Annotated in this window: 21 protein-coding genes; 11 read left to right on the forward strand and 10 right to left on the reverse strand. The window is 71.5% G+C overall.

The features are described 5' to 3' along the window. Nucleotide 1: 1 nt before the first annotated feature. Nucleotides 2-1,621, reverse strand: a complete 1,620-nt coding sequence (locus OG522_RS19185; RefSeq protein ID WP_329464202.1) for a protein kinase domain-containing protein — start codon at nucleotides 1,619-1,621, stop codon at nucleotides 2-4. A 324-nt stretch (nucleotides 1,622-1,945) separates the two neighbouring features. Here OG522_RS19185 and OG522_RS19190 point away from each other — a divergent pair, with 324 nt between their 5' ends. Further along, nucleotides 1,946-3,622: a protein kinase domain-containing protein gene (locus OG522_RS19190; protein ID WP_329464203.1), complete on the forward strand. Its 1,677-nt coding sequence runs from the start codon at nucleotides 1,946-1,948 to the stop codon at nucleotides 3,620-3,622. Nucleotides 3,623-3,683: 61 nt separating this feature from the next. On the opposite strand, the gene OG522_RS19195 is transcribed toward OG522_RS19190, so the two are convergent. Next, nucleotides 3,684-4,697: a phosphotransferase gene (locus OG522_RS19195; RefSeq protein WP_329464205.1), complete on the reverse strand. Its 1,014-nt coding sequence runs from the start codon at nucleotides 4,695-4,697 to the stop codon at nucleotides 3,684-3,686. 377 nt (nucleotides 4,698-5,074) lie between these two features. Further along, nucleotides 5,075-5,737, reverse strand: coding sequence for a response regulator transcription factor (locus tag OG522_RS19200; RefSeq protein WP_329464206.1), 663 nt, complete (start codon nucleotides 5,735-5,737; stop codon nucleotides 5,075-5,077). Between the two features lie 384 nt (nucleotides 5,738-6,121). Between OG522_RS19200 and pdhA the strand changes: the two genes are divergently transcribed. The 6 genes from pdhA (at nucleotide 6,122) to OG522_RS19230 (ending at nucleotide 13,206) form a co-directional block, all read left to right on the forward strand. Further along, nucleotides 6,122-7,300: a pyruvate dehydrogenase (acetyl-transferring) E1 component subunit alpha gene (gene pdhA, locus OG522_RS19205; protein WP_329464207.1), complete on the forward strand. Its 1,179-nt coding sequence runs from the start codon at nucleotides 6,122-6,124 to the stop codon at nucleotides 7,298-7,300. A 2-nt stretch (nucleotides 7,301-7,302) separates the two neighbouring features. Further along, entirely contained in the window at nucleotides 7,303-8,283 is a 981-nt protein-coding gene (locus OG522_RS19210) for an alpha-ketoacid dehydrogenase subunit beta (RefSeq protein WP_329464208.1), read from the forward strand. 6 nt (nucleotides 8,284-8,289) lie between these two features. Continuing rightward, entirely contained in the window at nucleotides 8,290-9,696 is a 1,407-nt protein-coding gene (locus OG522_RS19215) for a dihydrolipoamide acetyltransferase family protein (RefSeq protein WP_329464209.1), read from the forward strand. A gap of 384 nt (nucleotides 9,697-10,080) precedes the next feature. Then, complete coding sequence (locus OG522_RS19220) at nucleotides 10,081-11,091, forward strand: hypothetical protein (protein ID WP_329464210.1); 1,011 nt, start codon at nucleotides 10,081-10,083, stop codon at nucleotides 11,089-11,091. 157 nt (nucleotides 11,092-11,248) lie between these two features. Continuing rightward, on the forward strand, nucleotides 11,249-11,911 hold the full coding sequence (locus OG522_RS19225; RefSeq protein WP_329464211.1) for a GntR family transcriptional regulator: 663 nt from the start codon (nucleotides 11,249-11,251) through the stop codon (nucleotides 11,909-11,911). After that, the gene (locus tag OG522_RS19230; protein ID WP_329464212.1) at nucleotides 11,908-13,206 is read left to right on the forward strand and encodes an MFS transporter; all 1,299 of its coding nucleotides are present in this window, start codon (nucleotides 11,908-11,910) and stop codon (nucleotides 13,204-13,206) included. The genes OG522_RS19225 and OG522_RS19230 overlap by 4 nt, the downstream gene beginning before the upstream one ends. Nucleotides 13,207-13,213: 7 nt before the next feature. Here OG522_RS19230 and OG522_RS19235 read toward each other — a convergent pair whose 3' ends face one another. Next, on the reverse strand, nucleotides 13,214-14,038 hold the full coding sequence (locus tag OG522_RS19235; protein WP_329464213.1) for a maleylpyruvate isomerase family mycothiol-dependent enzyme: 825 nt from the start codon (nucleotides 14,036-14,038) through the stop codon (nucleotides 13,214-13,216). 173 nt (nucleotides 14,039-14,211) lie between these two features. Here OG522_RS19235 and OG522_RS19240 point away from each other — a divergent pair, with 173 nt between their 5' ends. Next, entirely contained in the window at nucleotides 14,212-15,006 is a 795-nt protein-coding gene (locus tag OG522_RS19240) for a carbon-nitrogen family hydrolase (RefSeq protein WP_329464214.1), read from the forward strand. Between the two features lie 61 nt (nucleotides 15,007-15,067). Here OG522_RS19240 and OG522_RS19245 read toward each other — a convergent pair whose 3' ends face one another. Further along, complete coding sequence (locus OG522_RS19245) at nucleotides 15,068-15,565, reverse strand: LURP-one-related/scramblase family protein (protein ID WP_329464215.1); 498 nt, start codon at nucleotides 15,563-15,565, stop codon at nucleotides 15,068-15,070. Between the two features lie 76 nt (nucleotides 15,566-15,641). Between OG522_RS19245 and OG522_RS19250 the strand changes: the two genes are divergently transcribed. Next, on the forward strand, nucleotides 15,642-17,453 hold the full coding sequence (locus OG522_RS19250) for an NHL domain-containing thioredoxin family protein (protein WP_329464216.1): 1,812 nt from the start codon (nucleotides 15,642-15,644) through the stop codon (nucleotides 17,451-17,453). Between the two features lie 60 nt (nucleotides 17,454-17,513). Here OG522_RS19250 and OG522_RS19255 read toward each other — a convergent pair whose 3' ends face one another. The 5 genes from OG522_RS19255 to OG522_RS19275 all read right to left on the reverse strand — a co-directional run bounded on the left by OG522_RS19255 (nucleotide 17,514) and on the right by OG522_RS19275 (nucleotide 24,902). After that, complete coding sequence (locus OG522_RS19255) at nucleotides 17,514-18,293, reverse strand: DUF4232 domain-containing protein (protein ID WP_329464217.1); 780 nt, start codon at nucleotides 18,291-18,293, stop codon at nucleotides 17,514-17,516. A gap of 88 nt (nucleotides 18,294-18,381) precedes the next feature. Continuing rightward, nucleotides 18,382-21,138 (reverse strand): AfsR/SARP family transcriptional regulator, encoded by a 2,757-nt coding sequence (locus tag OG522_RS19260; RefSeq protein ID WP_329464218.1) that lies wholly within the window; start codon nucleotides 21,136-21,138, stop codon nucleotides 18,382-18,384. Between the two features lie 130 nt (nucleotides 21,139-21,268). Beyond that, nucleotides 21,269-21,487: a DUF6458 family protein gene (locus tag OG522_RS19265; protein ID WP_329464219.1), complete on the reverse strand. Its 219-nt coding sequence runs from the start codon at nucleotides 21,485-21,487 to the stop codon at nucleotides 21,269-21,271. Nucleotides 21,488-21,567: 80 nt separating this feature from the next. Then, on the reverse strand, nucleotides 21,568-22,863 hold the full coding sequence (locus OG522_RS19270) for a M18 family aminopeptidase (RefSeq protein WP_329464220.1): 1,296 nt from the start codon (nucleotides 22,861-22,863) through the stop codon (nucleotides 21,568-21,570). A 206-nt stretch (nucleotides 22,864-23,069) separates the two neighbouring features. After that, complete coding sequence (locus OG522_RS19275) at nucleotides 23,070-24,902, reverse strand: acyl-CoA dehydrogenase (RefSeq protein ID WP_329464221.1); 1,833 nt, start codon at nucleotides 24,900-24,902, stop codon at nucleotides 23,070-23,072. A gap of 139 nt (nucleotides 24,903-25,041) precedes the next feature. Between OG522_RS19275 and OG522_RS19280 the strand changes: the two genes are divergently transcribed. Continuing rightward, nucleotides 25,042-25,503: an SseB family protein gene (locus OG522_RS19280; protein ID WP_329464222.1), complete on the forward strand. Its 462-nt coding sequence runs from the start codon at nucleotides 25,042-25,044 to the stop codon at nucleotides 25,501-25,503. 150 nt (nucleotides 25,504-25,653) lie between these two features. After that, on the forward strand, nucleotides 25,654-26,610 hold the full coding sequence (locus OG522_RS19285; RefSeq protein ID WP_329464223.1) for a pirin family protein: 957 nt from the start codon (nucleotides 25,654-25,656) through the stop codon (nucleotides 26,608-26,610). Nucleotides 26,611-26,750: the final 140 nt, after the last annotated feature.

The raw sequence follows: 26,750 nt of genomic DNA on the forward strand, positions 1-26,750 counted from the left end.
GTTACTGCGCCGGGGCATTGCCCGAGGAGATCTGGATCGTGAACTGCGCTTCCTTCTTGTCGACGTCTACGCCGGCGGCGGGGAACTGGGTGATCACCACGTCCTCGCCCCACTGGCCGTTGTCGACCTTCTCGACGTTGACCTTCCAGCCCGCGGCCTGCAGGCAGGACTTCACCGACAGGACGTCCTTGTACGTGAAGTCGGGCGCTTGCACCTTGCCCGGATCCAGCGTGGAGGTCTGCGGCGAGGTGCACTTCTCGGTGTCCATCGTGCGTGAGCGCTCCGGGCCCTTGTGGCCCGCGGCCGGCGCCGAGCTGCTGGCCTTGGCGTCGCCGCCGGAGCCGCCCGAGTCGTTGTTGTTCAGCATCACGGCCGTGACCAGACCGCCGACCGCGAGCAGGGCCACCGCGACCGCGCCGACGATCACCGGGGTGTTCCGCTTCGAGCCGCCGGAGGCGGGCGACGAGGGCTGGGCCGGGGAGATCGTGTATGGGGGCGGGGTCTGGGCGGCCATCGGCGCGGGCTGCTGCGCCGCCTGCGGGTATCCGTACGAGGGCTGCTGCTGCGGGGCGGTCGGCGCGGGCGTCGGCGGACCGTAGGGCCCCGGCTGGTACGGCGTCTGCACACTGCCCTGGAGGCCGGGCGCGGCCTGCGAGTCGAGCGGCGGGAAGACGGTCGCGCCGACGCCCGCGCCGCTGGTGGCCGGGGCGCCGCCGGTGATGACCGGGGCCGCGCCCATCTGGCCGGAGGACGCGATCCGCAGGATCTCGTCGTGCATGGCCTGGGCACTGGGGAAGCGCTCGTTCGGGTTCTTCTTCAGGGCGCGGGCGACCAGCGCGTCCATGGCGGGGGTGATCGACCGGTTCACCGAGGAGGGAGCGACGGGCTCCTCCTGGACGTGCGCGTACGCGATCGCCAGCGGTGAGTCGGCGTCGAAGGGGATGCGGCCCGTCAGCAGCTGGAAGAGCATGATGCCGACCGAGTACAGGTCGGAACGGGCGTCCACGCCGCGGCCGAGCGCCTGCTCGGGCGACAGGTACTGGGGGGTGCCGACGACCATGCCGGTCTGGGTCATCGAGGTGACGCCGGACTGCATGGCGCGGGCGATGCCGAAGTCCATCACCTTGACCTGGCCGCGCTTGGTCATCATGACGTTGCCCGGCTTGATGTCCCGGTGGACCAGGCCCATCTCGTGGCTGACCTCAAGGGCGGCCAGTACGTCGGCGGTGACCTTGAGCGCCTTGTCGGCGGGCATCGCGCCGTACTGCTGGATGTCCCTGTGCAGCGTCGAGCCGAGCGGCTCGCCCTCCACGTACTCCATGACGATGTACGGCATCAGCGCGCCGCCCAGCTCGTCCTCGCCGGTGTCGAAGACCGAGACGATGTTGGTGTGCTGGAGCTTGGCGACGGCCTGCGCCTCGCGGCGGAACCGCTCGCGGAACGACTGTTCCCGGCCGAGCTCGGTGTGGAGCGTCTTGATGGCGACCTGGCGGTCCAGGGCCGAGTCGTAGGCGAGGTACACCGACGCCATTCCGCCTTCGCCGAGGAGGTCGCGAAGCTGGTAGCGCCCGCCCGCGATGGAACCGCCCGCATAGCGGCCGTGTGCGCCGTCCTGGCTCATGACTGTGCATCCCCCTTGGCGCGGTGGCCCGTGCTGATCCTCGTTTTTTCAGGCCAAGTCTGCCCGAGGGGTCACCCACGTCAAGCCGGGTGCCCGTTCCGTGACCGTACGCACTGGAAGAGTCTCGCAAGCGTTACAGGAACGGCATCGAATACGTACGGGATTTGCATGGGTACACGTGGAACCGATTGGATGGCCGGTCCATCCCGGGCCGACGCCCCGCGGTAACGCTGTAGCGTGCACTACTGCACAACCAGGTGAAGAGCACGACGGAAGACCGTAAGGAACGACCGCGGACGCGGCCAGATACGACGGCGAGGACTGATGGCACCCGAACCCGACGGAAACGGCGCCGGGATGGCCGATGCGCAGGACCACGAGTCGTGGGTCGGCGGACTCGTCGGCGACGGCCGCTACCGTCTGACCCACCGGCTGGGACGCGGTGGCATGGCGGAGGTGTTCGCCGCCGAGGACGTGCGCCTGGGCCGTACCGTCGCCGTGAAACTGCTCCGCGCCGATCTCGCCGAGGACCCGGTGTCCAAGGCCCGCTTCACGCGTGAGGCACAGTCCGTCGCCGGGCTCAACCACCACGCGGTGGTGGCGGTGTACGACTCCGGTGAGGACTTCGTGGGCGGTCAGACCGTCCCGTACATGGTGATGGAGCTGGTCGAGGGCCGCACCATCCGCGACCTCCTGGTCGACGCGGACGCGCCGCCGCCGGAGCAGGCGCTGATCATCGTGTCCGGGGTGCTCGAGGCGCTCGCGTACTCGCACCAGCACGGCATCGTGCACCGTGACATCAAGCCCGCGAACGTGATCATCACCGACACCGGCGCGGTCAAGGTGATGGACTTCGGCATCGCGCGGGCCCTGCACGGCGCCCAGTCGACGATGACCCAGACCGGCATGGTCATGGGCACGCCGCAGTACCTCTCGCCCGAGCAGGCGCTCGGCAAGGCCGTCGACCACCGCTCCGACCTGTACGCCACCGGCTGCCTGCTGTACGAACTCCTCGCGCTGCGGCCTCCGTTCATCGGCGAGACGCCGCTGAGTGTGGTCTACCAGCACGTCCAGGACATGCCGGTGCCGCCGTCGCAGGTGGCTCATGTGGCGCCGCCGGAACTCGACGGCCTCGTCATGCGTTCTCTCGCCAAGGACCCGGACGACCGTTTCCAGTCCGCCGAGGAGATGCGCGGCCTGGTCCAGTACGGACTGCAGATGCTCCAGGCGCAGGGCGGCCACACCGGCACCTGGAACACCGGCCCGGTCGAGCTGATGTACGAGGGCGCCCACACCCCCGCGATGGGCACCACCGGAGCGACCACCGCCATGGGTCACCCGGGGCACGGCGAGACCTCGCAGTTCCGCGGTCCGATGCTGCCGCCGATGAACCCGGACGACGGCGGCTACGACGGCTACCGTCACGGCGCCCAGAAGCAGGGTGGCGGCCGGGGCAAGATGATGCTCTTCGTGGTGCTCGCGATCATCGCGATCGCCGCGGGGGTCGCCTTCGCGCTGAACGCCACGAAGGGCTCGGGCGGCGGCACGGGCGGCACGCCCTCGAACTCGCCGAAGGTCTCGCCGTCCATCTCCCAGTCGGACACCCCGTCGGCGCCGGACACCCAGGGCAGCAGCGAGGGCCAGTCGTACGGCAGCAGCACGGGCGGCGGCAACGAGTCGCCCTCCCAGCACCGCTCGCGCTCCGCGTCGCCGTCGCCGAGCAAGTCGCACGCCTCGCACTCGCCGGGCACCGATCAGGGCACGACGTCGGGCACGTCCTCGGGCACGGACACCCAGGGCACGTCCTCGGGCACGGACCAGGGCACCACCCAGGGCACGTCCTCGGGTACGACCACCGGCACCACGCAGGGCACGACCACCGGGACCACCCAGGGCACGTCCTCGGGTACGAACCAGGGCACCACCAAGGGCACGACCACCGGCACCACCCAGGGCACCTCCGCCGGCCCGGGTGGCTCATCGCCGAGCCCCGGGCACTGACCGACGATCCCGGGGCCCGATACCGAGCCCCGGGGGGTGCCCGCGGGCCGCGCACCAGCGCTCAGCCCGCGAAGGCCTCGCACACCGCTTCGTACTCGCGGGTCCACCAGACCGCCAGGGCCGACGCCGCAGGAAACTGCGGGTCGGCCCTTCGGTCGTGCAGCTGGTAGCGCCAGCGCAGGATCCAGAAGTCGTTGAGCCGTTCCCACCACACCCGGTGCACGGCGGTGGCCAGCTCCCCGGCGTCGGCCCCGGTGGCCCGCCGGTAGGCCCGCGCGTAGGCCCGTACCTTCGCCAGCGGGAGCTCGCCCGACGGGCGGACGAAGAAGATCACCGCTGCCCGGACCGCCTCCTCGGCGCGTGGCTGCACGCCCAGCCGGTCCCAGTCGACGATGGCCGCGGGTTCGGCCCAGCGGCCCTCGCCGCGGTAGAGCAGGTTCAGCGGATGGAAGTCGCCGTGCACCCAGGCGCCGGTGGCGGGGGCGGCGGGGCGGCGGTGGGCGTGCTGGCCGAGCAGCACCCGCCGCTCCAGGAGCCGGTGCTCGGCGAGTTCGTCGAAGGCGTCCCGCGGCCGGTGCCGGCGGGCCCGCGCCACCAGGTCGTCGATGAGCGCGAAGCTGTCCGCGGGATCGGCACTGCGGTGCTCGGCCTGCGGTACGTCGGGCTCCATGACCTGCGCCAGGCAGGTGTGTACGAGCCCGAGCAGCGCACCGAGGCGGTGGGATTCCCCGGCGGAGAGCTGGGCGCCGTCCCGGTGGCTGCCGTGCACCCAGGGGTGCAGGGCGTAGCAGTGGCCGCCGATCACGGCGACGGTGTCGCCGTCCGCGTCAGGTACGGGCGGGGCGACCGGGACGCCGAGTCCCTGGAGGCGTTCGGTGGCCCGGTGCTGGCGGGCGATGGCCTCGCGGTCGCCGTCCAGGTGGTGCTTGAGGAAGTATTCGCCGCGGGTGGTGGCGAGCCGGTAGCCGCGGTTCAGCAGGCCCTGGGCGACGCGTTCGCAGGAGAGCGGCTCACCGGGGGACGCGTAGCGGCGCAGCAGGGCGCCGACGGGTGGGGTTGCAGATGAGCGCGGCACTCGTCAGATGTTAGATCACACAACGTGCTTGAGTTGTCGCTCTTTGGAGTAGTCAGGCGAATGGGCTGTTGGGGCACCACGAGGGCCCCGGACCGAAAGCCGGTCCGGGGCCCTCGTGGAGTGCGCATGCAGCCGCAGCGGCACCCGGCCGCCGAGCACGATGTGGCGGGCCGGGCGACGAAGGGCAGGGCTCGCATGCTGGTCGCCACGCGGCCCGTACGGGACGCGGCTGAGCAGTTCGATGGCGCGGGCTTCCTCGCTGGACATGCCCCCACTGTGAGCGGCGCCCTGGGGCGCGGAAAGAGCCCGCGGCCCCTCGCGGGCCGGGACGCAGGTCCCGAAGTGTGCGCGGGCCGGGCGGGGCAGGGAAAGGGGGCTCAGTGGCTCTTCTCGGCCTGGATCCGGGCCACGTACGCCGCGGCCTGCGAGCGGCGCTCCATGCCCAGTTTGGAGAGCAGTGAGGAGACGTAATTCTTGATCGTCTTTTCCGCGAGGTGCAGCCGCTCGCCGATCACGCGGTTGGTGAGGCCCTCGCCGATCAGGTCGAGGATCTTGCGCTCCTGGTCGGTGAGGTTGGCCAGACGGTCGTCGTCCTTGCTCCTGCCGCCGTCGCGCAGCCGCTCCAGGACGCGTGCGGTGGCCACCGGGTCGAGCAGCGACTTGCCGGCCGCCACGTCGCGCACGGCGGTCAGCAGCTCGCTGCCGCGGATCGCCTTGAGGACATATCCCGAGGCACCGGCCATGATCGCGTCGAAAAGGGCCTCGTCGTCCGCGAACGAGGTGAGCATCAGGCATTTGATGTCCTCGTTCTGCGAACGGATCTCACGGCAGACCTCGACTCCGCTGCCGTCCGGAAGGCGGACGTCGAGGACCGCGACGTCCGGGCGGGTGGCGGGGATCCTGACCAGGGCGTCCGCCGCGGTGCCGGCCTCGCCGACCACTTCGATGTCGTCCTCGACGGACAGCATTTCGTGGACGCCTCGGCGCACCACCTCGTGGTCGTCGAGCAGGAATACGGTGATTTTGCCTGTTTCGCGCACGGAATCAGTCTCACACATTCGTCCGAAGCACGCCGGAGAGTGCCATAAGTGACCCCTTCCCGAGTACCGCGTGACCGGGATAACGTGCCGTTGTTCCGGCGGCCTGCAAGGCTGTGACCAGGGGCTGTTCCCGCCTTTCTCGATTTACTTGGAAATCCAAGCAAAATCGCAGGTCAAGTGGGGTTTCGCAGTAATGCGCAGCACTGGGTAACGTGCCTTTGACAGGGCGCTCGCCGGGGCACCTGTCACGCCTGATTCCCGGCCGGGCGCGCACACCCCGCGCACTTTGACGGACAGGCGAGCCTCCCCCAAGCCCTGATGGGCCGGGGGGACCCCCAGGCTTACCGGCGAACCCGGAAGCCGGACAGACGGAGGAGCACGCACGTGACCGTGGAGAGCACTGCCGCGCGTAAACCGCGACGCAGCAGCAAGCGCACCGCCGGCGCCGGCGCAAGGAAGACGGCCGCCGACCCCGAGCTCGTACAGCTGCTGACGCCCGAGGGCGAGCGGGTCGAGCACCCTGATTACGCCATCGACCTGAGCGCCGAAGAGCTGCGCGGGCTCTACCGCGACATGGTGCTGACCCGGCGCTTCGACGCGGAGGCCACCGCGTTGCAGCGGCAGGGCGAGCTGGGCCTGTGGGCCTCGCTGCTCGGCCAGGAGGCCGCGCAGATCGGCTCCGGCCGCGCGCTGCGGGACGACGACTACGTCTTCCCGACCTATCGCGAGCACGGCGTCGCCTGGTGCCGCGGCGTCGACCCGACGAACCTGCTCGGCATGTTCCGCGGCGTCAACCACGGCGGCTGGGATCCGAACAGCAACAACTTCCACCTGTACACGATCGTCATCGGCTCGCAGACGCTGCACGCGACCGGATACGCGATGGGCATCGCCAAGGACGGCGCGGACAGCGCGGTCGTCGCCTACTTCGGCGACGGCGCCTCCAGCCAGGGCGATGTCGCGGAGGCCTTCACGTTCTCCGCCGTCTACAACGCCCCCGTGGTGTTCTTCTGCCAGAACAACCAGTGGGCGATCTCCGAGCCCACCGAGAAGCAGATGCGGGTGCCGCTCTACCAGCGCGCCCAGGGCTTCGGCTTCCCCGGTGTCCGGGTCGACGGCAACGACGTGCTGGCCTGTCTGGCCGTGACGAAGTCGGCCCTTGAGCGGGCCCGGCGCGGCGAGGGGCCCACCCTGGTCGAGGCGTTCACCTACCGGATGGGCGCGCACACCACCTCCGACGACCCGACGAAGTACCGGGCCGACGAGGAGCGCGAGGCCTGGGAGGCCAAGGACCCGATCCTGCGGCTCCGCGCCTACCTGGAGAACGCGGGCCACGCGGACGCCGCGTTCTTCGAGGAACTGGAGAGCGAGTCGGAGACGCTGGGCAAGCGGGTGCGCGAGGCGGTCCGTGCCATGCCCGACCCCGAGCCCATGGCGATCTTCGACAACATCTACGCCGACGGCCACGCCCTGGTCGACGAGGAGCGCGCCCAGTTCGCCGCTTACCAGGCGTCGTTCGCGACCGAGTCCGAGGGCGGCGTCGCCGCGGTGGAGGGCAACTAGCCATGACCGTACAGAAGCTGCCGATCGCCAAGGCGATCAACGAGTCGCTGCGCAAGGCGATGGAGACCGACCCCAAGGTCCTGATCATGGGCGAGGACGTCGGCAAGCTCGGCGGTGTCTTCCGGGTCACCGACGGGCTGTTCAAGGACTTCGGCGAGGACCGGGTGATCGACACCCCGCTCGCCGAGTCCGGCATCGTCGGCACCGCGATCGGTCTGGCCCTGCGCGGCTACCGGCCCGTCGTGGAGATCCAGTTCGACGGTTTCGTCTTCCCCGCCTACGACCAGATCGTCACCCAGCTCGCGAAGATGCACGCCCGCGCGCTCGGCAAGATCAAGCTGCCGGTCGTCGTCCGCATCCCGTACGGCGGCGGCATCGGCGCGGTCGAGCACCACAGCGAGTCCCCCGAGGCGCTGTTCGCGCACGTGGCGGGCCTGAAGGTGGTCAGCCCCTCGAACGCGTCGGACGCGTACTGGATGATGCAGCAGGCCATCCAGTCCGACGACCCGGTGATCTTCTTCGAGCCGAAGCGGCGTTACTGGGACAAGGGCGAGGTCGACCCGGAGGCCATTCCGGGCCCGCTGCACGCGGCCCGTACGGTGCGCGCGGGTTCGGACCTGACGCTGGTCGCCTACGGCCCGATGGTGAAGGTGTGCCTGGAGGCGGCCGCCGCCGCTCAGGAGGAGGGCAAGTCGATCGAGGTCGTGGACCTGCGCTCGATGTCCCCGATCGACTTCGACGCGGTCCAGGCCTCGGTCGAACGGACCGGCCGCCTGGTCGTCGTCCACGAGGCGCCGGTCTTCTACGGCGCCGGTGCGGAGATCGCCGCCCGGATCACCGAGCGCTGCTTCTACCACCTGGAGGCCCCGGTGCTCAGGGTCGGCGGTTACCACGCCCCGTACCCGCCGGCCCGCCTGGAGGAGGAGTACCTTCCGGGCCTGGACCGGGTGCTCGACGCCGTCGACCGCTCGCTGGCGTACTGAGGAATCGTGACGACAATGACTGAGAACGCTGCCCGCTACCGCGAGTTCAAGATGCCGGACGTCGGCGAGGGACTCACCGAGGCGGAGATCCTCAAGTGGTACGTCAAGCCCGGTGACACGGTGACCGACGGCCAAGTGGTGTGTGAGGTCGAGACCGCGAAGGCGGCCGTCGAACTCCCCATCCCCTACGACGGTGTGGTCTCCAAGCTGCACTTCGAAGAGGGCGTGACGGTGGACGTCGGCATGTCCATCATCACCGTCGACGTGGCCCCCGGCAGCGTGGAGGAGGCTCCGCCCGCCGAGGCCCCGGAGGCAACCGCGGTGGCCGCCGCCCCGCCCGCCGAGGAAGCGCCCAAGGGCCGCACGCCGGTCCTGGTCGGCTACGGGGTCTCCGAGGCCTCGACCAAGCGCCGCCCCCGCAAGGGCGCTTCGGTGCCCGAGCAGGCCCCGGCCGAGGCCCTGCGGGCCGTGCAGACCGAGCTGAACGGCCAGGCGCCCGCCCCGGCTCGCCCGCTCGCCAAGCCCCCGGTCCGCAAGCTCGCCAAGGACCTCGGCATCGACCTCGCCAGCGTGGTGCCCACCGGCCCCGACGGCATCGTCACCCGCGAGGACGTGCACGCGGCGGCGGCTCCGGTCGCCGAACAGGTCGCGGCGCCGGCCGCTGTTTCACGTGAAACAACTCCCGCTCCGGCGGTGCCCGTTCAGGCGGACGCCCGCGAGACCCGGATCCCCGTCAAGGGCGTCCGCAAGGCGACCGCGCAGGCCATGATCGGTTCGGCGTTCACCGCTCCGCACGTCACGGAGTTCGTCACGGTGGACGTGACCCGCACGATGAAGCTGGTCGAGGAGCTGAAGTCCGACAAGGACATGGCGGGCCTCAGGGTCAACCCACTGCTCCTGATCGCCAAGGCACTCCTTGTCGCGATCAAGCGGAACCCGGACGTCAACGCGGCCTGGGACGAGGCGAACCAGGAGATCGTCCTCAAGCACTATGTGAACCTGGGCATCGCGGCGGCCACTCCGCGCGGCCTGATCGTCCCGAACATCAAGGACGCCCACACCAAGACCCTGCCGCAACTGGCCGAGTCCCTGGGTGAGTTGGTGGCGACGGCGCGCGAGGGCAAGACGTCGCCCGCGGCGATGTCGGGCGGCACGGTGACCATCACCAACGTCGGCGTGTTCGGCGTGGACACCGGCACCCCGATCCTCAACCAGGGTGAGTCCGCGATCCTCGCGGTCGGTGCGATCAAGCTCCAGCCGTGGGTCCACAAGGGCAAGGTCAAGCCCCGCCAGGTCACCACGCTGGCGCTCTCCTTCGACCACCGCCTGGTCGACGGCGAACTCGGCTCCAAGGTGCTCGCCGATGTGGCGGCGGTCCTGGAACAGCCCAAGCGCCTGATCACCTGGGCCTGACCGCCCCGCCAACACGGCCGTCCAGCACGGCAGTTGCCCCCCGGCCCCCGTCGCGTATCCGTACGCAACGGGGGCCTCGGCGTGCCCCGGGTGGACAGGTTCCCGGGCCCGGCGGACAGTGGTGGGGAGGCGGCGCGGGGCCTGCCACCTCATGACCTGGCGGCTGCCCGCCGCGTGACCTGGGCGGACAGGGGTATGAGGGGGGTGTGTGGCCTCTGTCACGCGCCCGTGACATGGAACAGACGGTTCTCGCACAGGTGCTCCATAGCTTTCTTCTTGCAGCCCCGCCCAGCCTCAGCGGCCCCACCCGACAGAGGAGGCGGCATGCAACCTCTCCTTCTTCCTCCTCCGGCCGCCCGGCCGCCCTGCTTCACGGAGTCGTTCATGTCGACCTACACCCCTTCCCGCCGCCTCGCCCTTCGCACCGCCGTCGCCACCGCAGCTCTCGCCGGCGCCCTGTTCGCTCCGGCGGCCGCGTTCGCCGCCACCACCGCCGAGGCCCCGGCCGCGGCCCAGCCTTCCGCCGGCCAGTCCGCCAACCCCCGTTACGACGGCGAGAAGGTCCTCGTCTACAAGGACGCCACGCACGGCGTGCTCGCGGTGCTGCGCAACGGCCCCGAGGGCCCCGAGGCCTGGTTCCGCGCGGTGGGCCCGAACTGGAAGCCGGGTGACGCCTGGGCCGTACGCGTCATCGCCGGGGTCAGCCGTCAGCAGCCGACCGACACCGCCAAGGAGTACGTGGTCGGGCTCAAGGCGCAGCTCCTCGACGCGTCGAGCGCGACCCCGAGCGTCAAGGTCACCTCTCCCGACGGCACCGTCAAGACGTACGCCCTGCCGAAGGGCCGGCCCGCGACGAAGCCCACCACCCCGCCCGTCGGTGGCGCGTCCGCCAAGAGCTGCACCGTCACGCGGACCAACTCCATCGGCGCCGGCACCGACGCGGTGATGACCATGAGCCCGAGCGGCCCCACCGTCACCTTCCAGGACGGCCCCGGCGACCCGGTCCCCAGCCTCGGCAAGCTCGACCGCAACCACCCCAAGCTGCCCGCCTCGGCCGGCATCTACGCCGAGATCCTGCACCCCTACGCGACGGCGCCGCAGCTCAAGACCAAGGTCGAGGGCGGCGTCGGATCCCGGTACGCGATCCAGGACTTCCCGAAGCTCCCCCAGGGCTGCAAGCTGAACGCCACCACGCCCGCCAAGACGCCCTCCGCCGCGCCCTCGGCGAACACCGGCCAGACCTCGGTCGTGCCCAAGGGCGCCGTCGCGGCCGGTGCCGAGATCAAGGACCAGTCCGGCGACAAGTCGGCGCTCCTCGTGGGTGGCGCCGGTCTCGCCCTCGTGGGCGGGGCGGGCTACACGGTGCTGCGCCGCCGTGCCGTGAACCGGGGCTGACCGCCTGCGAATCGCTCGGATCCGCTGCCCCCGGACGCCTGGTGCGTCCGGGGGCAGCGGCACACCCGGAGACCCCTGGAGTCCCGCCCGCACCCGGCTCGTTCCGCGATCCGGACGCGTCTTCCTGATGCACCCCTGTTGTATCTATCCTGTGCGCATGTCTCCCGCCCCGGCCCCCGCCATCAAGCAGCCCCCTGCTGCCGACCGCGTATACATGCACGTCAAGCAGGCGGTACTCGACCGCCGCTACGAAGGCGGCACGCTGCTCACCGAAGGGGAGCTGGCCGAGGCGGTCGGGGTTTCGCGGACGCCCGTGCGCGAAGCGCTGCTCAAACTCGAAGTGGAGGGGCTGCTCAAGCTCTACCCGAAGAAGGGCGCCCTCGTGCTCGCCGTCTCCGCGCAGGAGACCGCCGACGTGGTCGAAACCCGGCTGCTCGTCGAGGAGTTCGCGGTCCGCAGGGCCGTACCCGCGCCCGAGCGCCTCGTGGTGAGCCTTCAGGAACTGCTCACGGAGCAGAAGGCCCATGCCGCCGCCGGAGACCTGGCGGCGCTCGCCGTCGCCGACCGCTGCTTCCACGCCGAGATCGTGCGCAACGCCGGAAACGAGATCCTGGCCCGGCTCTACGACCAGATGCGCGACCGGCAGCTGCGGATGGGCGTCGCCGTCATGCACGCCCAGCCCGACCGCGTCGCCAAGAACATCGCCGAGCACGAGGAGATGCTGGCCGCGATCCGCGACGGCGACGGCGAGCGCGCCGCGCAGTGCGTGCGCCAGCACCTCAGCTGGGTCAAGGTGCTGGTCAGGGGGGACGACCGATGAGCTCAGCCGCACTGGGCACCCGAGAACCGCTCGGCGGACGCCGGGCGCTGTTCGTGTGGGGCATAGGCGTCGGCGTCTACTTCGTCGCCGTCATCTTCCGTACCTCGCTCGGCGTCGCCGGACTCGACGCCGCCGACCGCTTCCACGTCAACGCCTCGGCCCTGTCCACCTTCTCCATACTCCAACTGCTCGTGTACGCGGGCATGCAGATACCCGTCGGCCTCATGGTCGACCGGCTCGGCACCAAGAAGGTCCTGGTGCTCGGGACCGCCTTGTTCACCGTCGGACAGCTCGGCTTCGCCCTGTCCCCCTCGTACGCCACCGCGCTCGCCTCCCGCGCCCTGCTCGGCTGCGGCGACGCGATGACCTTCATCAGCGTGCTGCGGCTCGGCTCGCGCTGGTTCCCCGCCAAGCACGGACCGATGATCGGGCAGGTCGCCGCCCTGTTCGGGATGGCCGGGAACCTGGTGTCCACCCTCGTCATCGCCCGCGCGCTGCACGGCGTCGGCTGGACCCAGACCTTCGCGGGCAGCTCGCTCGCCGGCGTCGTCGTCCTGGTGCTGCTCCTGCTGTTCCTGCGTGACCACCCCGAGGGCCACGAGCCGCCGCCGGCGCACCACGCCGGTGCCGCGTTCGTACGCCGCCAGATCGCCGCCGCGTGGCGCGAACCCGGGACCCGGCTCGGAATGTGGGTGCACTTCACCACCCAGTTCCCCGCGATGGTGTTCCTGCTGCTGTGGGGGATGCCGTTCCTCGTCGAGGCGCAGGGACTGAGCCGCGGCACGGCGGGCACGCTGCTGACACTGGTGGTGCTCTCCAACATGGTCGTGGGCCTGGTGTACGGGCAGCTCATCGCCCGCCACCACGCGGCCAGACTGCCGCTGGCGCTCGCCACCGTCGGGGCGACCGCGCTGCTGTGGGCGGCCACCATCGCCTACCCCGCCGCGCACGCGCCGATGTGGCTGCTCGTCACCCTGTGCCTGGTGCTCGGCGCGTGCGGGCCCGCCTCGATGATCGGCTTCGACTTCTCGCGCCCGGCCAACCCGCCGGAACGCCAGGGCACCGCGTCCGGCATCACCAACATGGGCGGTTTCGTGGCCTCCATGACGACGCTGCTCGCGGTGGGTGTGCTGCTCGACGCGACCGGCGACAATTACCGGATCGCGTTCTCGTCGGTGTTCTTCCTGGAGGCGCTCGGCCTCACCCAGATCCTGCGGCTGCGCGCCCGCGCGGAGCGCCGCGAGCGCGACCGGCTGGTGGCGAGCAGGGTCGAGGCGGTCCACGTCCCGGTGTGAGCGGCGCCTACGGCGTGACCGCGAACTCCCGCAGGATCGCCTGGGCCATCGCCTGGTCGCCCTCCGCCTTGACGCGGTCGGCGACCGCGTGCGGGCGGACCCGGCCGCAGGCGAGCCGCAGGAAGGTCTCCCAGTCCATGGCCAGGGTGACCAGCGGGCCCAGCGAGGGCGCGCCGTCGATGGTGCCGCGCCCGTCCGCGTCGACCCGTACCGTGCGCAGGAACTCGACCGGCCCGTGGATGTCGAAGACCACCGCCGAGTTGGGCGGCGCGCCCGCGTCCTTCGCGACCACCCGGGGCAGCGTGCTCAGCAGGATGTCGCGGGCCACGTACGCGCCCGGCGAATCCAGGTTCCCCGGCTTGTTCAGGGCCCAGCGCAGATCCTGCTCGTGCACCCACACGTCGAACGCCCGCATCCGCAGCGCCAGTTCCAGCGTCTGCTCGGCGCCGAGGGGGGCCCGCACCTTGGTGTCCGGATCCCGGTTCTCGTTGCGCAGCTGCCGCGCCCGGCGAATGATCGTGTACTCCAGCTCGGAGGTCATCTCCGGCGCCGTGTGGTGCCGGCGCACGTCGACCTGCATCTCCATGTAGCGGGCGAACTCGGTCTGTACGTGGAAGAGGTCGCGCGGCAGGGTGTGGATGGGACGGGGGTCGCCCAGCTGCTCGCACTCCATGCCGATGATGTGCGACACGATGTCCCGCACCGACCAGTTGGGGCACGGCGTCGCACGGTTCCACTCGCCCTCGACGAGCGGCAGCACCAGCTCCGATATCGCCTCGATGGAGTGGGTCCAGGCATCGGCGTAGGTCTGAAGGCTGGGATGGACGGTCACGGGACCCCTCGGCGGTTCTTTTGTACGCGGGCTGGACTGCGGGACTGCGGGACTGCGTGGGAGGCTTGATGGCTAAGTTACGCTGCTCGCAGGCACCCCGGCAGTGCTTTGGTGTGACGATCGTAGGCTGTTTCCCATAGTGCTGACGGCCCGAAGGCCAGGACGGTGGTACTGTGCGCGCTTCGCTCATCCAGATCGACGTAAATCCCGAAGAGTCCGTCAATTCCCGGCGTCGACGCGTCGGTTCACTCGTCCGGGAACAGCGGGGCAGCGATCTCGTCGTCCTCCCCGAACTGTGGACGGTCGGAGCCTTCGCCTACGAACTCTTCGCGGACGAGGCGGAGGCACTCGACGGGCCGACGGCCCGGGAGATGTCGGACGCGGCCCGCGACGCCGGGGTCTGGCTGCACGCCGGGTCCGTTCCCGAGCGGGGTGACGACGGGGTCCTCTACAACACCTCCCTCGTCTTCTCGCCCGACGGCACGCCCGCGCACACCTACCGGAAGATCCACCGCTTCGGCTTCGACAAGGGCGAAGCGGTACTGATGGGTGCGGGCGAGCACCTGGTCACCGCCGCCTTGCCGGACCTCACCCTGGGCCTCGCCACCTGCTACGACCTGCGCTTCCCCGAACTGTTCCGCGGCCTGGTCGACGCCGGCGCGCACGCCTTCGTGATCCCGGCCGGCTGGCCCGAGCGGCGCCGCGCCCACTGGACGCTGCTGGCGCGGGCCCGTGCCGTCGAGAACCAGGCGTACGTGCTGGCCTGCGGCACGGGCGGGACGCACGCGGGCGTCGAGCAGGCCGGCCACAGCATCGTCGTGGACCCCTGGGGCGAGGTGCTGGCGGAGGCCGGCCCCGGCGAGGAGATCCTCACCGTGGACCTCGACCCGGCGAAGGTGGCCGACACCCGCGAGGTGTTCCCGGCGCTGAAGGACCGGGTGCTGGGTCTGGACCCGCCCAAGCGCTAGCCGGGGTGGCCGGCGGCTCCTGGCCGTCGGGCCCCGCAGTGCCACCGGCCCGGCACACGGGTCAGTCGTCGTGGCCGCGCTCCTTCTCGTCCATGCGGATCACGCAGATCACCACCGCGATCATCAGCGCCGCGTCCGCGTCCTCCCGTACGACGTTCACCGCGTACGTCTCCCGCACCCGGAACCACTTGCGTGAGACGTGCGCGAGCAGCTCGCCGTCGTACTCGACGGTGAACTCCCTATCCAGGATCCTGCCCGTCACGTCGAGCTCGGAGCCCTCGACCAGGCTGACGCGGTAGTGGTTGCGCAGCAGGGACAGCCGCTTGCGGCGGACGGTCGCGAGGGTCTCGTCGTCCCGCTCGATGGTCATCGCGTCCCGCAGGCTGAACATCTTCTCCCGCAGCGTGATGAGCACCCGCCCCGACGGGTCCTTCAGCTCCAGGGTGTCGCGCAGCCGCAGGGCCTTGCCGTCGGCGAGAAAGGCCTGACGGCCGTCCTCGGTCTCGATCCAGTAGTCGTCACCGATGGCGAAGATCTTGTCGCGCACGAGGTATTTCATGCGGTAACCCTGCCCGCCCCGGGGGCCCGCCGAACTGCGTCACGGGGTGTTCATACCGGGATGGCAAGCTTGAACCATGAACGATGCTGCCCCGGCGCCCACCCCCGCGCCCGCGCCCCGCCGTGCCCGTGTCCGCGCCCCCGAGCTGATCGGCAAGGGCGGCTGGCTGAACACGGGTGGGAAGGACCTGAGCCTCGCCGATCTGCGTGGGCGCACAGTGATCCTCGATTTCTGGACCTTCTGCTGCATCAACTGCCTCCACGTCCTGGACGAGCTGCGAGAGCTGGAGGAGAAGCACCGGGACACCGTGGTCATCGTCGGGGTGCACTCGCCGAAGTTCGTGCACGAGGCCGAGCACCAGGCCGTCGTGGACGCCGTCGAGCGGTACGGGGTGGAGCACCCGGTGCTCGACGATCCCGAGCTCGCGACCTGGAAGCAGTACGCGGTGCGGGCCTGGCCCACGCTCGTGGTGATCGACCCCGAGGGGTACATCGTCGCCCAGCACGCGGGTGAGGGGCATGCTCATGCCATCGAGCGCCTGGTGGAGGAGCTGGAGGCCGAGCACGACGCGAAGGGGACGCTGCGTCGCGGCGACGGGCCCTACGTGCCGCCGGAGCCCGTCGCCACCGATCTGCGCTTTCCCGGCAAGGCGATCGTGCTGCCCAGCGGGAACTTCCTGGTGTCCGACACCACCCGCCACCAACTGGTCGAGCTCGCCCCGGACGGGGAGAGCGTCGTGCGGCGGATCGGCGGGGACGGGCAGTTCAAGGAGCCGCAGGGGCTGGCGCTGCTCCCGGACGGGAAGGTCGTGGTCGCCGACACCGTGCACCACGCGCTGCGGGTCTTCGATCCGGCGAGCGGGGACATCGAGCCGCTCGCCGGCACGGGCAGGCAGTGGTGGCAGGGGCAGCCGACCTCGGGACCCGCGCTCGAAGTGGACCTGTCCTCGCCGTGGGACGTGGCCTGGTGGCGCGGCAAGGTGTGGATCGCCATGGCGGGCGTGCACCAGCTGTGGACGTACGACCCCCAGACGAAGACCGTCGAGGTGGCGGCAGGTACCACCAACGAGGGGCTGGTCGACGGGCCCGGCGGTGAGGCCTGGTTCGCGCAGCCGTCCGGGCTCGCGGCCACCGAGGACCGGCTCTGGGTCGCCGACTCGGAGACCTCGGCGCTGCGCTACGTCGACGCCGACGGCGCGGTGCACACCGCTGTCGGTACGGGGCTCTTCGACTTCGGGCACCGTGACGGGGCGGCCGCGCAGGCGCTGCTCCAGCACCCCCTGGGCGTCACCGCGCTGCCCGACGGCTCGGTCGCGGTGGCGGACACCTACAACCACGCGCTGCGCCGCTTCGATCCGGCGAGCGGTGAAGTGACCACGCTCGCGACCGACTTGAGGGAGCCCAGCGCCGCCGTGCTGGTCGGCGACGACATCGTGGTCGTCGAGTCGGCGCGGCACCGGCTGACCCGGCTGCGGCTGCCCGAGGAGGCGGTACGGGTCGAGGCCGTGGCGCACCGCACCCAGCGTGCGGCGACCGAAGTCGCCCCGGGCGGGCTCCAGTTGGACGTGGTGTTCCAGGCGCCGGCCGGGCAGAAGCTGGACACCCGCTACGGTCCCTCCACCCGGCTGCTCGTCTCCTCGACCCCTCCCGAGCTGCTGCTCGCGGGCGAGGGCACGGGCACGGATCTCGCGCGCGAGCTGAGTCTGAACCCGCAGGTCGCCGAGGGCGTGCTGCACGTCTCGGCGATGGCGGCCTCCTGCGACGACGACCCGGCGAACGAGTACCCCGCCTGCCACGTCCACCAGCAGGACTGGGGCGTCCCGGTCAAGCTGTCCCTGGACGGCGCGAGTCGCCTGCCCCTGGTACTGGCCGGAATGGACCCGGCCTGACACCCCGCACCTGACGGTGGGGGGGGGTAGGTGCTCCCGAAGGGGCGCGGGCAAAGCCCCCTACCCGAACCCCGGCTTGAACGGTCCGATGCTCAGGGGCGGTCCGCACAGGGGCAGCACCGCGGGGCGGCCCTGGGAGTCGAGGACCGGCAGGGTGCTCGCGGTGGCCGAGCCCGGCAGGGTCACCCGCACCGTGGATCCCCGGTCCGGGCACGGGCGCGCGGTGTAGTGGACCAGGGCCGCACCGCTCGCCCCGGGGTGCAGTGCGAAGGCCTGCGCGTACGGCTTGGCCGGGGCGGAGGTGAGGGTTGCCCGGCCCGCGTCGTCGGTGAGGGTCAGCGCGGGCGAGCCGTGCAGCACGCACGCGTGCCCGGAGCTGTTGCGGACCGTGAGGACGGCGACGCCCATGGCCGGGCCCGCGCCGTGGCCCCGCCCGGCGGGGCCGTCGCCCGCGATGCGGAACGTGAACGACAGCGCGGTGGGCGGGCAGTACGTGCGGGCGTCCTCCCCGCCGTCGTCACCCGGCCCCGTCCGGGGGTCCGTGCCCGGGGTGCCCGGCGACGCGGTGGCCGCGGTCGGGCCGGCCGGGGGCGGGGTGCCCGGTCCGGTGGAGGGCAGCGGCGTGCCGCTCGGGGTGGGCGGGGCGGGCGCGGCCGGGGACGGCGGCGTCCGCGTGGTGCCGCTCGCCTGTGCCGGGGTGCCGGACCGCACGGATGTCTCGCCGGTCCCGGGCGTGGTGGTGGGCGCGCCGTCCGTGCAGCCCGTGAGCGCGGCGAGCAGCACGACGAACGTGGCGAAGGCGGCCGAGGCCTGGCCCGAGCTGGTCCTCCCCCTGCGCATCGCGTCTCCCCGTCCGTGTCGAATGAGTCGAATATATGTGCCGCGACTCTATGTGCGCGGCACTCTCGCAGGCTCCCCTGCCGATCCGCTAACGCGCCGCCGCAGTGGGGCCCGTGGGCCCCTCCCGTCCATGGCGGCCGACCCCCGGATCCCCACCGGTCACGCGGGACGGCAGCTCGCCGAGCCGGGCGTGCGCCGCCGCCGCGCCTTCCTCGTAGCCGTGGTCGTCGGCCTCACGAGCCGCGACGGTGAGCTGGCGGCGTGCCTCCTCGGTGTGGCCGAGGCCGGCCAGCGCCTCGCCGTAGCTGGTGCGCAGCAGCACCCGGCGCGGGATCGCCTCCGGCGAGGGGCCGAGTTCGAGGCCGCGCCGGGAGTGCTCCATGGCGAGGCCGAAGGCGCGGGCGTCCAGGAAGTGCCGGGCCAGGTGCTGGTGGGCGAGCATCTCGGTGGAGCGGTCGCCGACCCGGCCCGCCAGGGTCAGCGCATGGCCGAGCAGGTCGCCGGCCCGGTCGTTCTCGCCGTACTGGACGAGGATGAGCGCGAGGTTGATGCGGGCGATGGCCTCGCTGGTGACGTCGCCGGCCCGCCGGGCGAGGTCGGGGGCCTTCTCCAGCTGGGCCAGCGCCTCGTCGTAGCGGCCCTCCTCGTGCAGCACCCAGCCGAGCAGCGCGCGGGTGCGGGACTGGGCGTCGAGCTCCTGCTCCAACTCCGCTGATTCCAGGGCCTGTTCGAGCAGCGGGACCCAGCCGTCGCGGACCCGCCACAGGATCAGCGGCCACTGGAGCAGGACGAGCCGCCAGGCCCGGTCGTGCATGGAGGCGGCGACGGCGGCGGCGACCGCCCCGCGCAGGGTGGCCCGTTCGGCCTCGTACCAGGCGAGCGCGGCCTGGCGGTCCTCGAACTCGCGCACCGCGGCCGGCCGGCGGGCGCCGGGGGGCGGCACGAAGCAGGGCTGGCTGCCGGGTTCGGCGGTGGCGGTCGCGACCAGACCGGTGTGCAGATAGTGGTCGAGGAGACGGGCGAGCCCGTCCGGGTCGGCCTCGGGGGCGAGCGCACGGGCGTAGAGCCGTACCAGGTCGTGCAGCGTGTACGAGTCCGGCCTGGTGCGGGAGTGGGCGGGGCCGCGCGGGCCCGACTCCACCACGAGATGGGCGGCGGCGAGGCGTTCGAGGGCGGCGGCGGCCTGGTCGGGGGTGCAGCCGGCCAGCGCGGCGGCCGTATAGCGGTCGAGTTCGGAGCCGGTGTGCAGGCCGAGCGCACGGAACATCCGGCGGGCCTGTTCGGGCAGTTGCTGCACGGTCAGCCGCAGGGCCGCGGCCACCCCGGTGTCCTCGACCCGCAGCAGCCCCAACCGGTGCTGTTCGTCGGCGAGTTCGCCGACCAGGGCGGCGAGGGTCCACTGGGGGCGGGCGGCGAGACGGGCGGCGGTCACCCGCAGGGCGAGCGGGAGGCCGTCGCAGAGCGCGGCCAGGCGGGCGGCCGCGGCGGGTTCGGCGGCGACGCGCTCCTCGCCGATGACGGCGGCGAGCAGGGCGGTGCAGTCGGCGGCGGGGAGTTCGTCGAGGCGGACCGGGCGGGCCGCGTCGGTGGCGACCAGGCCGCCGAGCCGGTCGCGGCTGGTGACCAGGGTGACGCAGTGGTCGCCGCCCGGCAGCAGCGGGCGGACCTGCTCGGAGTCGCGGGCGTTGTCGAGCACGACCAGCATCCGGCGGTCGTCGGTCAGCGAGCGGTACAGCGCCCCCATCCCGGCCTCGGTCTCGGGTATTCGCTGCACGGGGACGCCGAGTGCGAGCAGGAACTCCCGCAGGACGACGGTGACCTGACGGGCCGGGGTGTCGCTGTAGCCGCACAGGTCGGCGAAGAGACGGCCGTCGGGGAAGTCGCTCAGGCGCTCGTGCGCCCAGTGCACGGCGAGCGCGGTCTTGCCGACCCCGGCTCCGCCGGTGACCAGGGCTATCGCGCCGTACTGGCCGGCCGTGGCCGCGTCGAGGGCGCGGAGTTCGGCGTGCCGGCCGGTGAAGCCCCGGGGCCTGCGGGGCAGCAAGTCCGGTACGGGATCGGACAGTTGGGGCAGTTCGGCGGCCTTGGCCGGACCGGTCGGGGTGCCGGTCCGCAGGATCGTGGCGTAGGCCTCGGCGAGCACCGGGCCGGGGTCCACGCCGAGCTCGTCGCAGAGCAGGCGTCGGGTGCGGTGGAACCAATCGAGGGCGTCGGACTGCCGTCCCGAGTGGCTCAGCGCCAGCATCAGCGCGGCCGAGAGGGGTTCGCGCAGGGGGTGGGCGACGGCTTCGGTGCGCAGGACGGCCGCGGCCCGGCCGTGCTCGCCGAGCTTCCCGTAGGCCTCGGCGAGCGCCTCCACCGAGGCCAGCCTGAGCTCTTCGAGGGTGTGGGCGGCGGCTTGCAGGGGCGGGCTGGTGACGGTGCCGGTGAGAGCGGGTCCCTGCCACAGGGCGAGCGCCTCGCGCAGCATCAGCACCGCGTCGCCGGGGCTGCGCTGGCCGCGGGCGAGGGAGACCAGTTCCTCGAAGCGGTGGGCGTCGATCAGGGTCTCGGGCAGCCGCAGGACGTAGGCCGGTCCCTGAGTGGCCAGTTCGATGCCGTACGCCTCAGCGCCGTGCTCGGCGAACAGCGCCCGCAGCCGTGAGACGTGGCCCTGGAGGACGGTACGGGAATGGGTGGGCGGCTCCTCGTCCCACAGGGCCTCGGTGAGCCGGTCGACGCCGACGGCGGTGTTGGGCCGCAGCAGCAGCATGGCGAGCAGGCTGCGGCGCTTGGCCGGACCGAGCGGGAGGAACGCACCGTCCTCCGTCGCCACGCCTACTGTTCCCAGGACGCGGAACTCCACGGCGACGGTACCCCCTTGCTCCCCGTACCTGGTCTGCTCGGGCCTGGTCAGGGCCCGGACAGTCGAGGATACGCGGGGCCCAGGGGGGTCGGCCCACGTCCGGGGCCTCAGCGGCCGGAGGTGGCGCGGGTCACCCCAGGTGGTGGCGGTGCTCCTCCTCGACGACGGCGGTCGGCGGCAGCACCCGGCGCCGCCGCAGCACGCTGGTGAAGACGGCGACGCCGATGATGCCGACGGCCATGAGTATCAGGCCGACCATGTCGAGGTTGACTCCCTTGGCGTGCCAGTCCGTCGCGAAGGTGAGGATCGCCCCCACCGCGATGAGGATGATGCAGCCGCCCAGGCCCATGGAACTCGCCTCCGTAAAGTGGTTGGCCGTTCCGGGTACCCGCACCCGCAACGGCCAATCCCCTTCACACACACGGCGGTTCAGCCCGCCAGGAACGCGGTCAGCGCGTTCGCGAGCAGGTGCGGGTCGTCCGCCCCGCACAGTTCCCGCGCGCTGTGCATCGACAGGATCGCCACGCCGATGTCGACGGTCTGGATGCCGTGCCGGGCCGCGGTGATGGGTCCGATGGTGGTGCCGCAGGGCATCGCGTTGTTGGAGACGAAGGTCTGCCACGGCACCCCGGCGCGCTCGCAGGCCGCGGCGAACACCGCGCGTCCGGCGCCGTCGGTGGCGTACCGGGCGTTCACGTTGACCTTGAGGATGGGGCCGCCGTTGGCGCGCGGGTGGTGCGTGGGGTCGTGCCGCTCCGCGTAGTTGGGGTGCACGGCGTGCCCGGTGTCGGAGGACAGGCAGACCGTACCGGCGAAGGCTCGGGCGCGGTCCTCGTACGTGCCTCCGCGCGCGAACACCGAGCGCTCCATGACGTTGCCGAGCAGCGGTCCGTCCGCGCCGGTGTCGGCCTGCGAGCCGTCCTCCTCGTGGTCGAAGGCGGCGAACACCGGGATGTACGGGAGGGCGGCGGCCGTCGAGACGGCGGCGAGCGCGGCCGTTCCGGCGTGCACGGAGAGCAGGTTGTCCATCCGGGGCCCGGCCACCAGCTCCCGGTCGCGGCCCAGGTAGGCGGGCGGCTCCACGGAGTGCAGCATCAGGTCCCAGCCCGCCACCTCGTCCTTGACCAGGCCCGCCTCCTGCTCCAGGAAGCGGATCAGATCGCCTTCCTGCACGTCGTCGCCCAGACCCCAGATCGGCTGGAGGTGGCGCTGGCGGTCGAGCTTGAGCCCGTCGGTGTTCACCGAGCGGTCCAGGTGCACGGCGAGCTGCGGTACGCGCAGCAGCGGCCGGTCCACGTTGACCAGGCGGTGGCTGCCGTCCTTCAGGGTGAGGCGGCCCGCGATGCCGAGGTCGCGGTCGAGCCAGGTGTTGAGCAGCGTCCCGCCGTAGATCTCGACGGCCACCTGCCGCCAGCCGAACGCCCCCGAGTCGGGCTGCGGCTTCACGCGCAGGTTCGGGGAGTCGGTGTGGGCGCCGACGATCCGGTACGGGGTGTGGGGCTCGGCGCCCTCGGGCACGTACCAGGCGACGATGGCGCCGCCGCGCAGCACGTACTTGCCGCCGTGGCTGCCGTCCCACGCCTCCGTCTCCTGGACCTGCCGGAACCCGGCCTTCTCCAGGCGTGCGGCAGCGTTGGCCACGGCGTGGTACTGCGACGGGCTCGCCGCGAGGAAGGTCAACAGATCGTCGGTGTGGCCGCGGTCGAAGCGGGGCGGTGTGCTCATGCCAGCCACCCTAGCGGCGGCCCCGCCTTTGCTCCGGGGCTCTGCCCCGGCCTGCCCCGGACCAGCCAGGGACCTGCCCTGCGGGGCCTGCCGCCGCTGCCCGCCCGCCCCTCGGTGAGAGCCGGACGAGCCGAGACGCCCGGACGGGCCGGGCACGGGAAAGGGGCCCGGGGTCCGACCACCCCGAGCCCCTCGCACCAAGGGGGCTAGAACGCCGCCTCGTCCAGGTCCATCAGGGAGTTGTCGACCGTCTCGGCCAGCGCACGCGCCGTCCCGACACCCGGCAGGACGTTCGCGGCGAAGAACTTCGCGGCGGCGATCTTGCCCTGGTAGAAGGGGACGTCCTTCGCGGAGGCGGAGGACAGCTTCTCGGCGGCGACCGCCGCGCCCTTCAGGAGCAGGTAGCCGACCACGACGTCGCCGGAGGCCATCAGCAGGCGGGTCGTGTTGAGGCCCACCTTGTAGATGTTCTTGACGTCCTCGCCGGTCGCCGTCAGGTCGGTGATCATCGTGCCGACGATCGCCTCCAGGTCCACGGCCGCCTTGGCGAGCGAGTCGAGCGAGCCCGCCAGCTCCTCGGGGCCGCCGTGCTGCTCGGCGAGGAACTTCTTGATCTCCTCGGAGAGCGCGTTCAGGGAGGCGCCCTGGTCGCGGACGATCTTCCGGAAGAAGAAGTCCTGACCCTGGATCGCCGTGGTGCCCTCGTACAGCGTGTCGATCTTCGCGTCACGGATGTACTGCTCGATCGGGTACTCCTGGAGGTACCCGGAGCCGCCGAAGGTCTGGAGCGACTCGGACGACAGCTTCTCGTACGACTTCTCCGAGCCGTAGCCCTTGACGATCGGCAGGAGCAGGTCGTTCAGGCCGACCAGCGCCTTGGTGTCCTCGCCCGCGGCCTCCTTGACCTGGATCGCGTCCTGGACCGAGGCGGTGTAGAGCACCAGCGAGCGCATGCCCTCCGCGTACGCCTTCTGCGTCATCAGCGAGCGCCGTACGTCCGGGTGGTGAGTGATCGTCACCTTCGGCGCGGCCTTGTCCATGAACTGCGAGAGGTCGCTGCCCTGGACGCGCTCCTTGGCGTACTCAAGGGCGTTGAGGTAACCCGTCGACAGCGTCGCGATGGCCTTCGTGCCGACCATCATGCGGGCGAACTCGATGATCATGAACATCTGGCGGATGCCGTCGTGCTTGTCGCCGATCAGCCAGCCCTTGGCGGGGTGCTGGTCGCCGAACGTCATCTCGCACGTGTTGGACGCCTTCAGGCCCATCTTGTGCTCGACGTTGGTGGCGTACACGCCGTTGCGCTCGCCCAGCTCGCCGGTCTCCCAGTCGAAGTGGAACTTCGGGACGAGGAAGAGGGACAGGCCCTTGGTACCGGGGCCGTGGCCCTCGGGGCGGGCGAGGACGTAGTGGAGGATGTTCTCCTCCATGTCGTGCTCACCGGAGGTGATGAAGCGCTTCACGCCCTCGATGTGCCAGGAGCCGTCGTCCTGCTGGACGGCCTTGGTGCGGCCGGCGCCCACGTCCGAGCCGGCGTCCGGCTCGGTGAGGACCATGGTCGAGCCCCACTGCTTCTCGACGGCGATCTGGGCGATCTTCTTCTGCGCCTCGTTGCCCTCCTCGAAGAGGATGCCGGCGAACGCCGGGCCCGAGGAGTACATCCAGACCGCCGGGTTGGAGCCCAGCACCAGCTCGGCGTAGGCCCAGATCAGCGAGCGCGGCGAAACGGTGCCGCCGATCTCCTCCGGCAGGCCCAGGCGCCAGTACTCGGAGTCCATGAACGCCTTGTAGGAGCTCTTGAAGGACGCCGGGACCGGAGCGGTGTTGGTGGCCGGGTCGAAGACCGGCGGGTTGCGGTCGGCGTCCGCGAAGGAATCGGCCAGCTCGTTCTCGGAGAGACGCGCTATCTCCTCCAGGATCGACTTGGCGGTGTCGACGTCCATCTCCCCGAACGGGCCGGTGCCGTACAGCTTGTCGCGTCCGAGCACCTCGAAGAGGTTGAACTCGATGTCGCGGAGATTCGACTTGTAGTGCCCCATGGCGACGGCTCCGTAAGCAGGATCGGTTACATCAATACCAGCAAGTAGCTCCGATGATGCTACCCGTGGGTAATAAGATGCAACCCCTAACGGGACAACTGTGACGCGGCTCTAATCGCCGAGCACTACGCTGTGGCCCATGTACGGCTACGACCAGCACGCAGGCGGCCCTGCCGCGCAGCAGCAGTACGCCCCGCCGCAGCAGGGCGGGTACGGGGAGCAGCCGCTGTACCCCGAGCCGTCGCCGCCCTCGCTCGCGGACGCGGTACGCGCCTTCACCACCGGGTCGCTGTCCGCCGAGGACTTCCAGCAGATCTTCGCCGGGTCGAAGGTGTACTGCCCGCGCGGTGACAACCCCGGGTTCCTCGCGCTGCACAACACCCAGCAGCCGGTCATCCCGATGTTCACCTCGCTCAAGGAGCTGCGCCGGTACGCGGGCAAGGAGTCGAAGTACTTCGTCATCACCGGCGCCGAGGTCATCGACCTCCTGCCGACCGGCTACGGCTTCGTGCTCGACATGGAGGGCGACCACCGGATGGTCTTCGACGCGAAGGCCGTGGAGCAGATGGTCGACTTCGCGATGCGGCGCATGTACGGATAGCCACCGCTCGGCGGCTTCACTTCGGGCCCGTACCCCTTGGGGGTGCGGGCCCGAGGCGTACTCCGGGCGGGCCGGGAATGAGGGGCGCTTGCTAGATGTTCACCATTCAACTACTTTGGATGCAGAGCATCCCGCAAGGAGGGCCGTCCCATGCCAGCTGTGACCGTCGAAAACCCGCTGACCCTGCCGCGCGTCACCGTGCCCGAGGGCGCAGCGGCCCGCCCCGTCCTTGCCGTGACCACCGCGCCGCAGGGGTTCGAGGGGGAGGGGTTCCCGGTGCGCCGCGCGTTCGCCGGGATCAACTACAAGCACCTCGACCCGTTCATCATGATGGACCAGATGGGCGAGGTGGAGTACGCGCCGGGCGAGCCCAAGGGCACCCCGTGGCACCCGCACCGGGGGTTCGAGACGGTCACGTACCTGCTCGACGGCACCTTCGTGCACCAGGACTCCAACGGTGGCGGCGGCACCATCACCGACGGTGACACCCAGTGGATGACGGCGGGCTCCGGCCTGCTGCACATCGAGGCGCCGCCGGAGTCGCTCGTCATGTCCGGCGGGCTCTTCCACGGCCTCCAGCTGTGGGTGAACCTCCCGGCAGCGGACAAGATGAAGGACCCCCGCTACCAGGACATCCGCGGCGGCCAGGTCCAGCTGCTCACCTCCGGCGACGGGGGCGCGCTGCTCCGCCTCATCGCGGGCTCGCTCGACGGGCACGAGGGGCCGGGCATCACGCACACCCCCATCACGATGGTGCACGCGACGCTGCGGCCGGGTGCGTCCGTCACGCTGCCGTGGCGGTCCGACTTCAACGGGCTCGCCTACGTGCTGGCCGGGCGCGGGTCGGTCGGCGCCGAGCGTCGTCCCGTCCACATGGGGCAGACGGCCGTGTTCGGCGACGGCGGCTCGCTGACGGTCCGCGCGGACGAGAAGCAGGACGGTAACGCCCCCGACCTGGAGGTCGTGCTGCTCGGCGGGCGCCCCATCCGTGAGCCGATGGCGCACTACGGGCCGTTCGTGATGAACACCCGTGAGGAGCTCCAGAAGGCCTTCGACGACTTCCAGCAGGGCCGACTGGGCAAGATCCCGGCGGTCCACGGCATGTGAGTCCCCTTCCCCGCCCCTTTCCGGGCAGCGTCCCCGGTTCGGGAAGGGGCGGGCAGGGCAAAGGCTCCGCCAGCTGACGGGGCGTCACCCGGGCGGGCTGCCGGGCGGGCGCGCCGGCGCCCGCCGTGGTCGGGTGGGCG

The organism is Streptomyces sp. NBC_01431, from assembly GCF_036231355.1.
Lineage (GTDB): Bacteria > Actinomycetota > Actinomycetes > Streptomycetales > Streptomycetaceae > Streptomyces.

Coding starts and splice junctions, on each gene's coding strand:
- OG522_RS19185 (WP_329464202.1), bottom strand. CDS start 1,621: ATGAGCCAGGACGGCGCACACGGCCGCTATGCGGGCGGTTCCATCGCG.
- OG522_RS19190 (WP_329464203.1), top strand. CDS start 1,946: ATGGCACCCGAACCCGACGGAAACGGCGCCGGGATGGCCGATGCGCAG.
- OG522_RS19210 (WP_329464208.1), top strand. CDS start 7,303: ATGACCGTACAGAAGCTGCCGATCGCCAAGGCGATCAACGAGTCGCTG.
- OG522_RS19220 (WP_329464210.1), top strand. CDS start 10,081: ATGTCGACCTACACCCCTTCCCGCCGCCTCGCCCTTCGCACCGCCGTC.
- OG522_RS19225 (WP_329464211.1), top strand. CDS start 11,249: ATGTCTCCCGCCCCGGCCCCCGCCATCAAGCAGCCCCCTGCTGCCGAC.
- OG522_RS19230 (WP_329464212.1), top strand. CDS start 11,908: ATGAGCTCAGCCGCACTGGGCACCCGAGAACCGCTCGGCGGACGCCGG.
- OG522_RS19245 (WP_329464215.1), bottom strand. CDS start 15,565: ATGAAATACCTCGTGCGCGACAAGATCTTCGCCATCGGTGACGACTAC.
- OG522_RS19250 (WP_329464216.1), top strand. CDS start 15,642: ATGAACGATGCTGCCCCGGCGCCCACCCCCGCGCCCGCGCCCCGCCGT.
- OG522_RS19255 (WP_329464217.1), bottom strand. CDS start 18,293: ATGCGCAGGGGGAGGACCAGCTCGGGCCAGGCCTCGGCCGCCTTCGCC.
- OG522_RS19265 (WP_329464219.1), bottom strand. CDS start 21,487: ATGGGCCTGGGCGGCTGCATCATCCTCATCGCGGTGGGGGCGATCCTC.
- OG522_RS19270 (WP_329464220.1), bottom strand. CDS start 22,863: ATGAGCACACCGCCCCGCTTCGACCGCGGCCACACCGACGATCTGTTG.
- OG522_RS19275 (WP_329464221.1), bottom strand. CDS start 24,902: ATGGGGCACTACAAGTCGAATCTCCGCGACATCGAGTTCAACCTCTTC.
- OG522_RS19280 (WP_329464222.1), top strand. CDS start 25,042: ATGTACGGCTACGACCAGCACGCAGGCGGCCCTGCCGCGCAGCAGCAG.
- OG522_RS19285 (WP_329464223.1), top strand. CDS start 25,654: ATGCCAGCTGTGACCGTCGAAAACCCGCTGACCCTGCCGCGCGTCACC.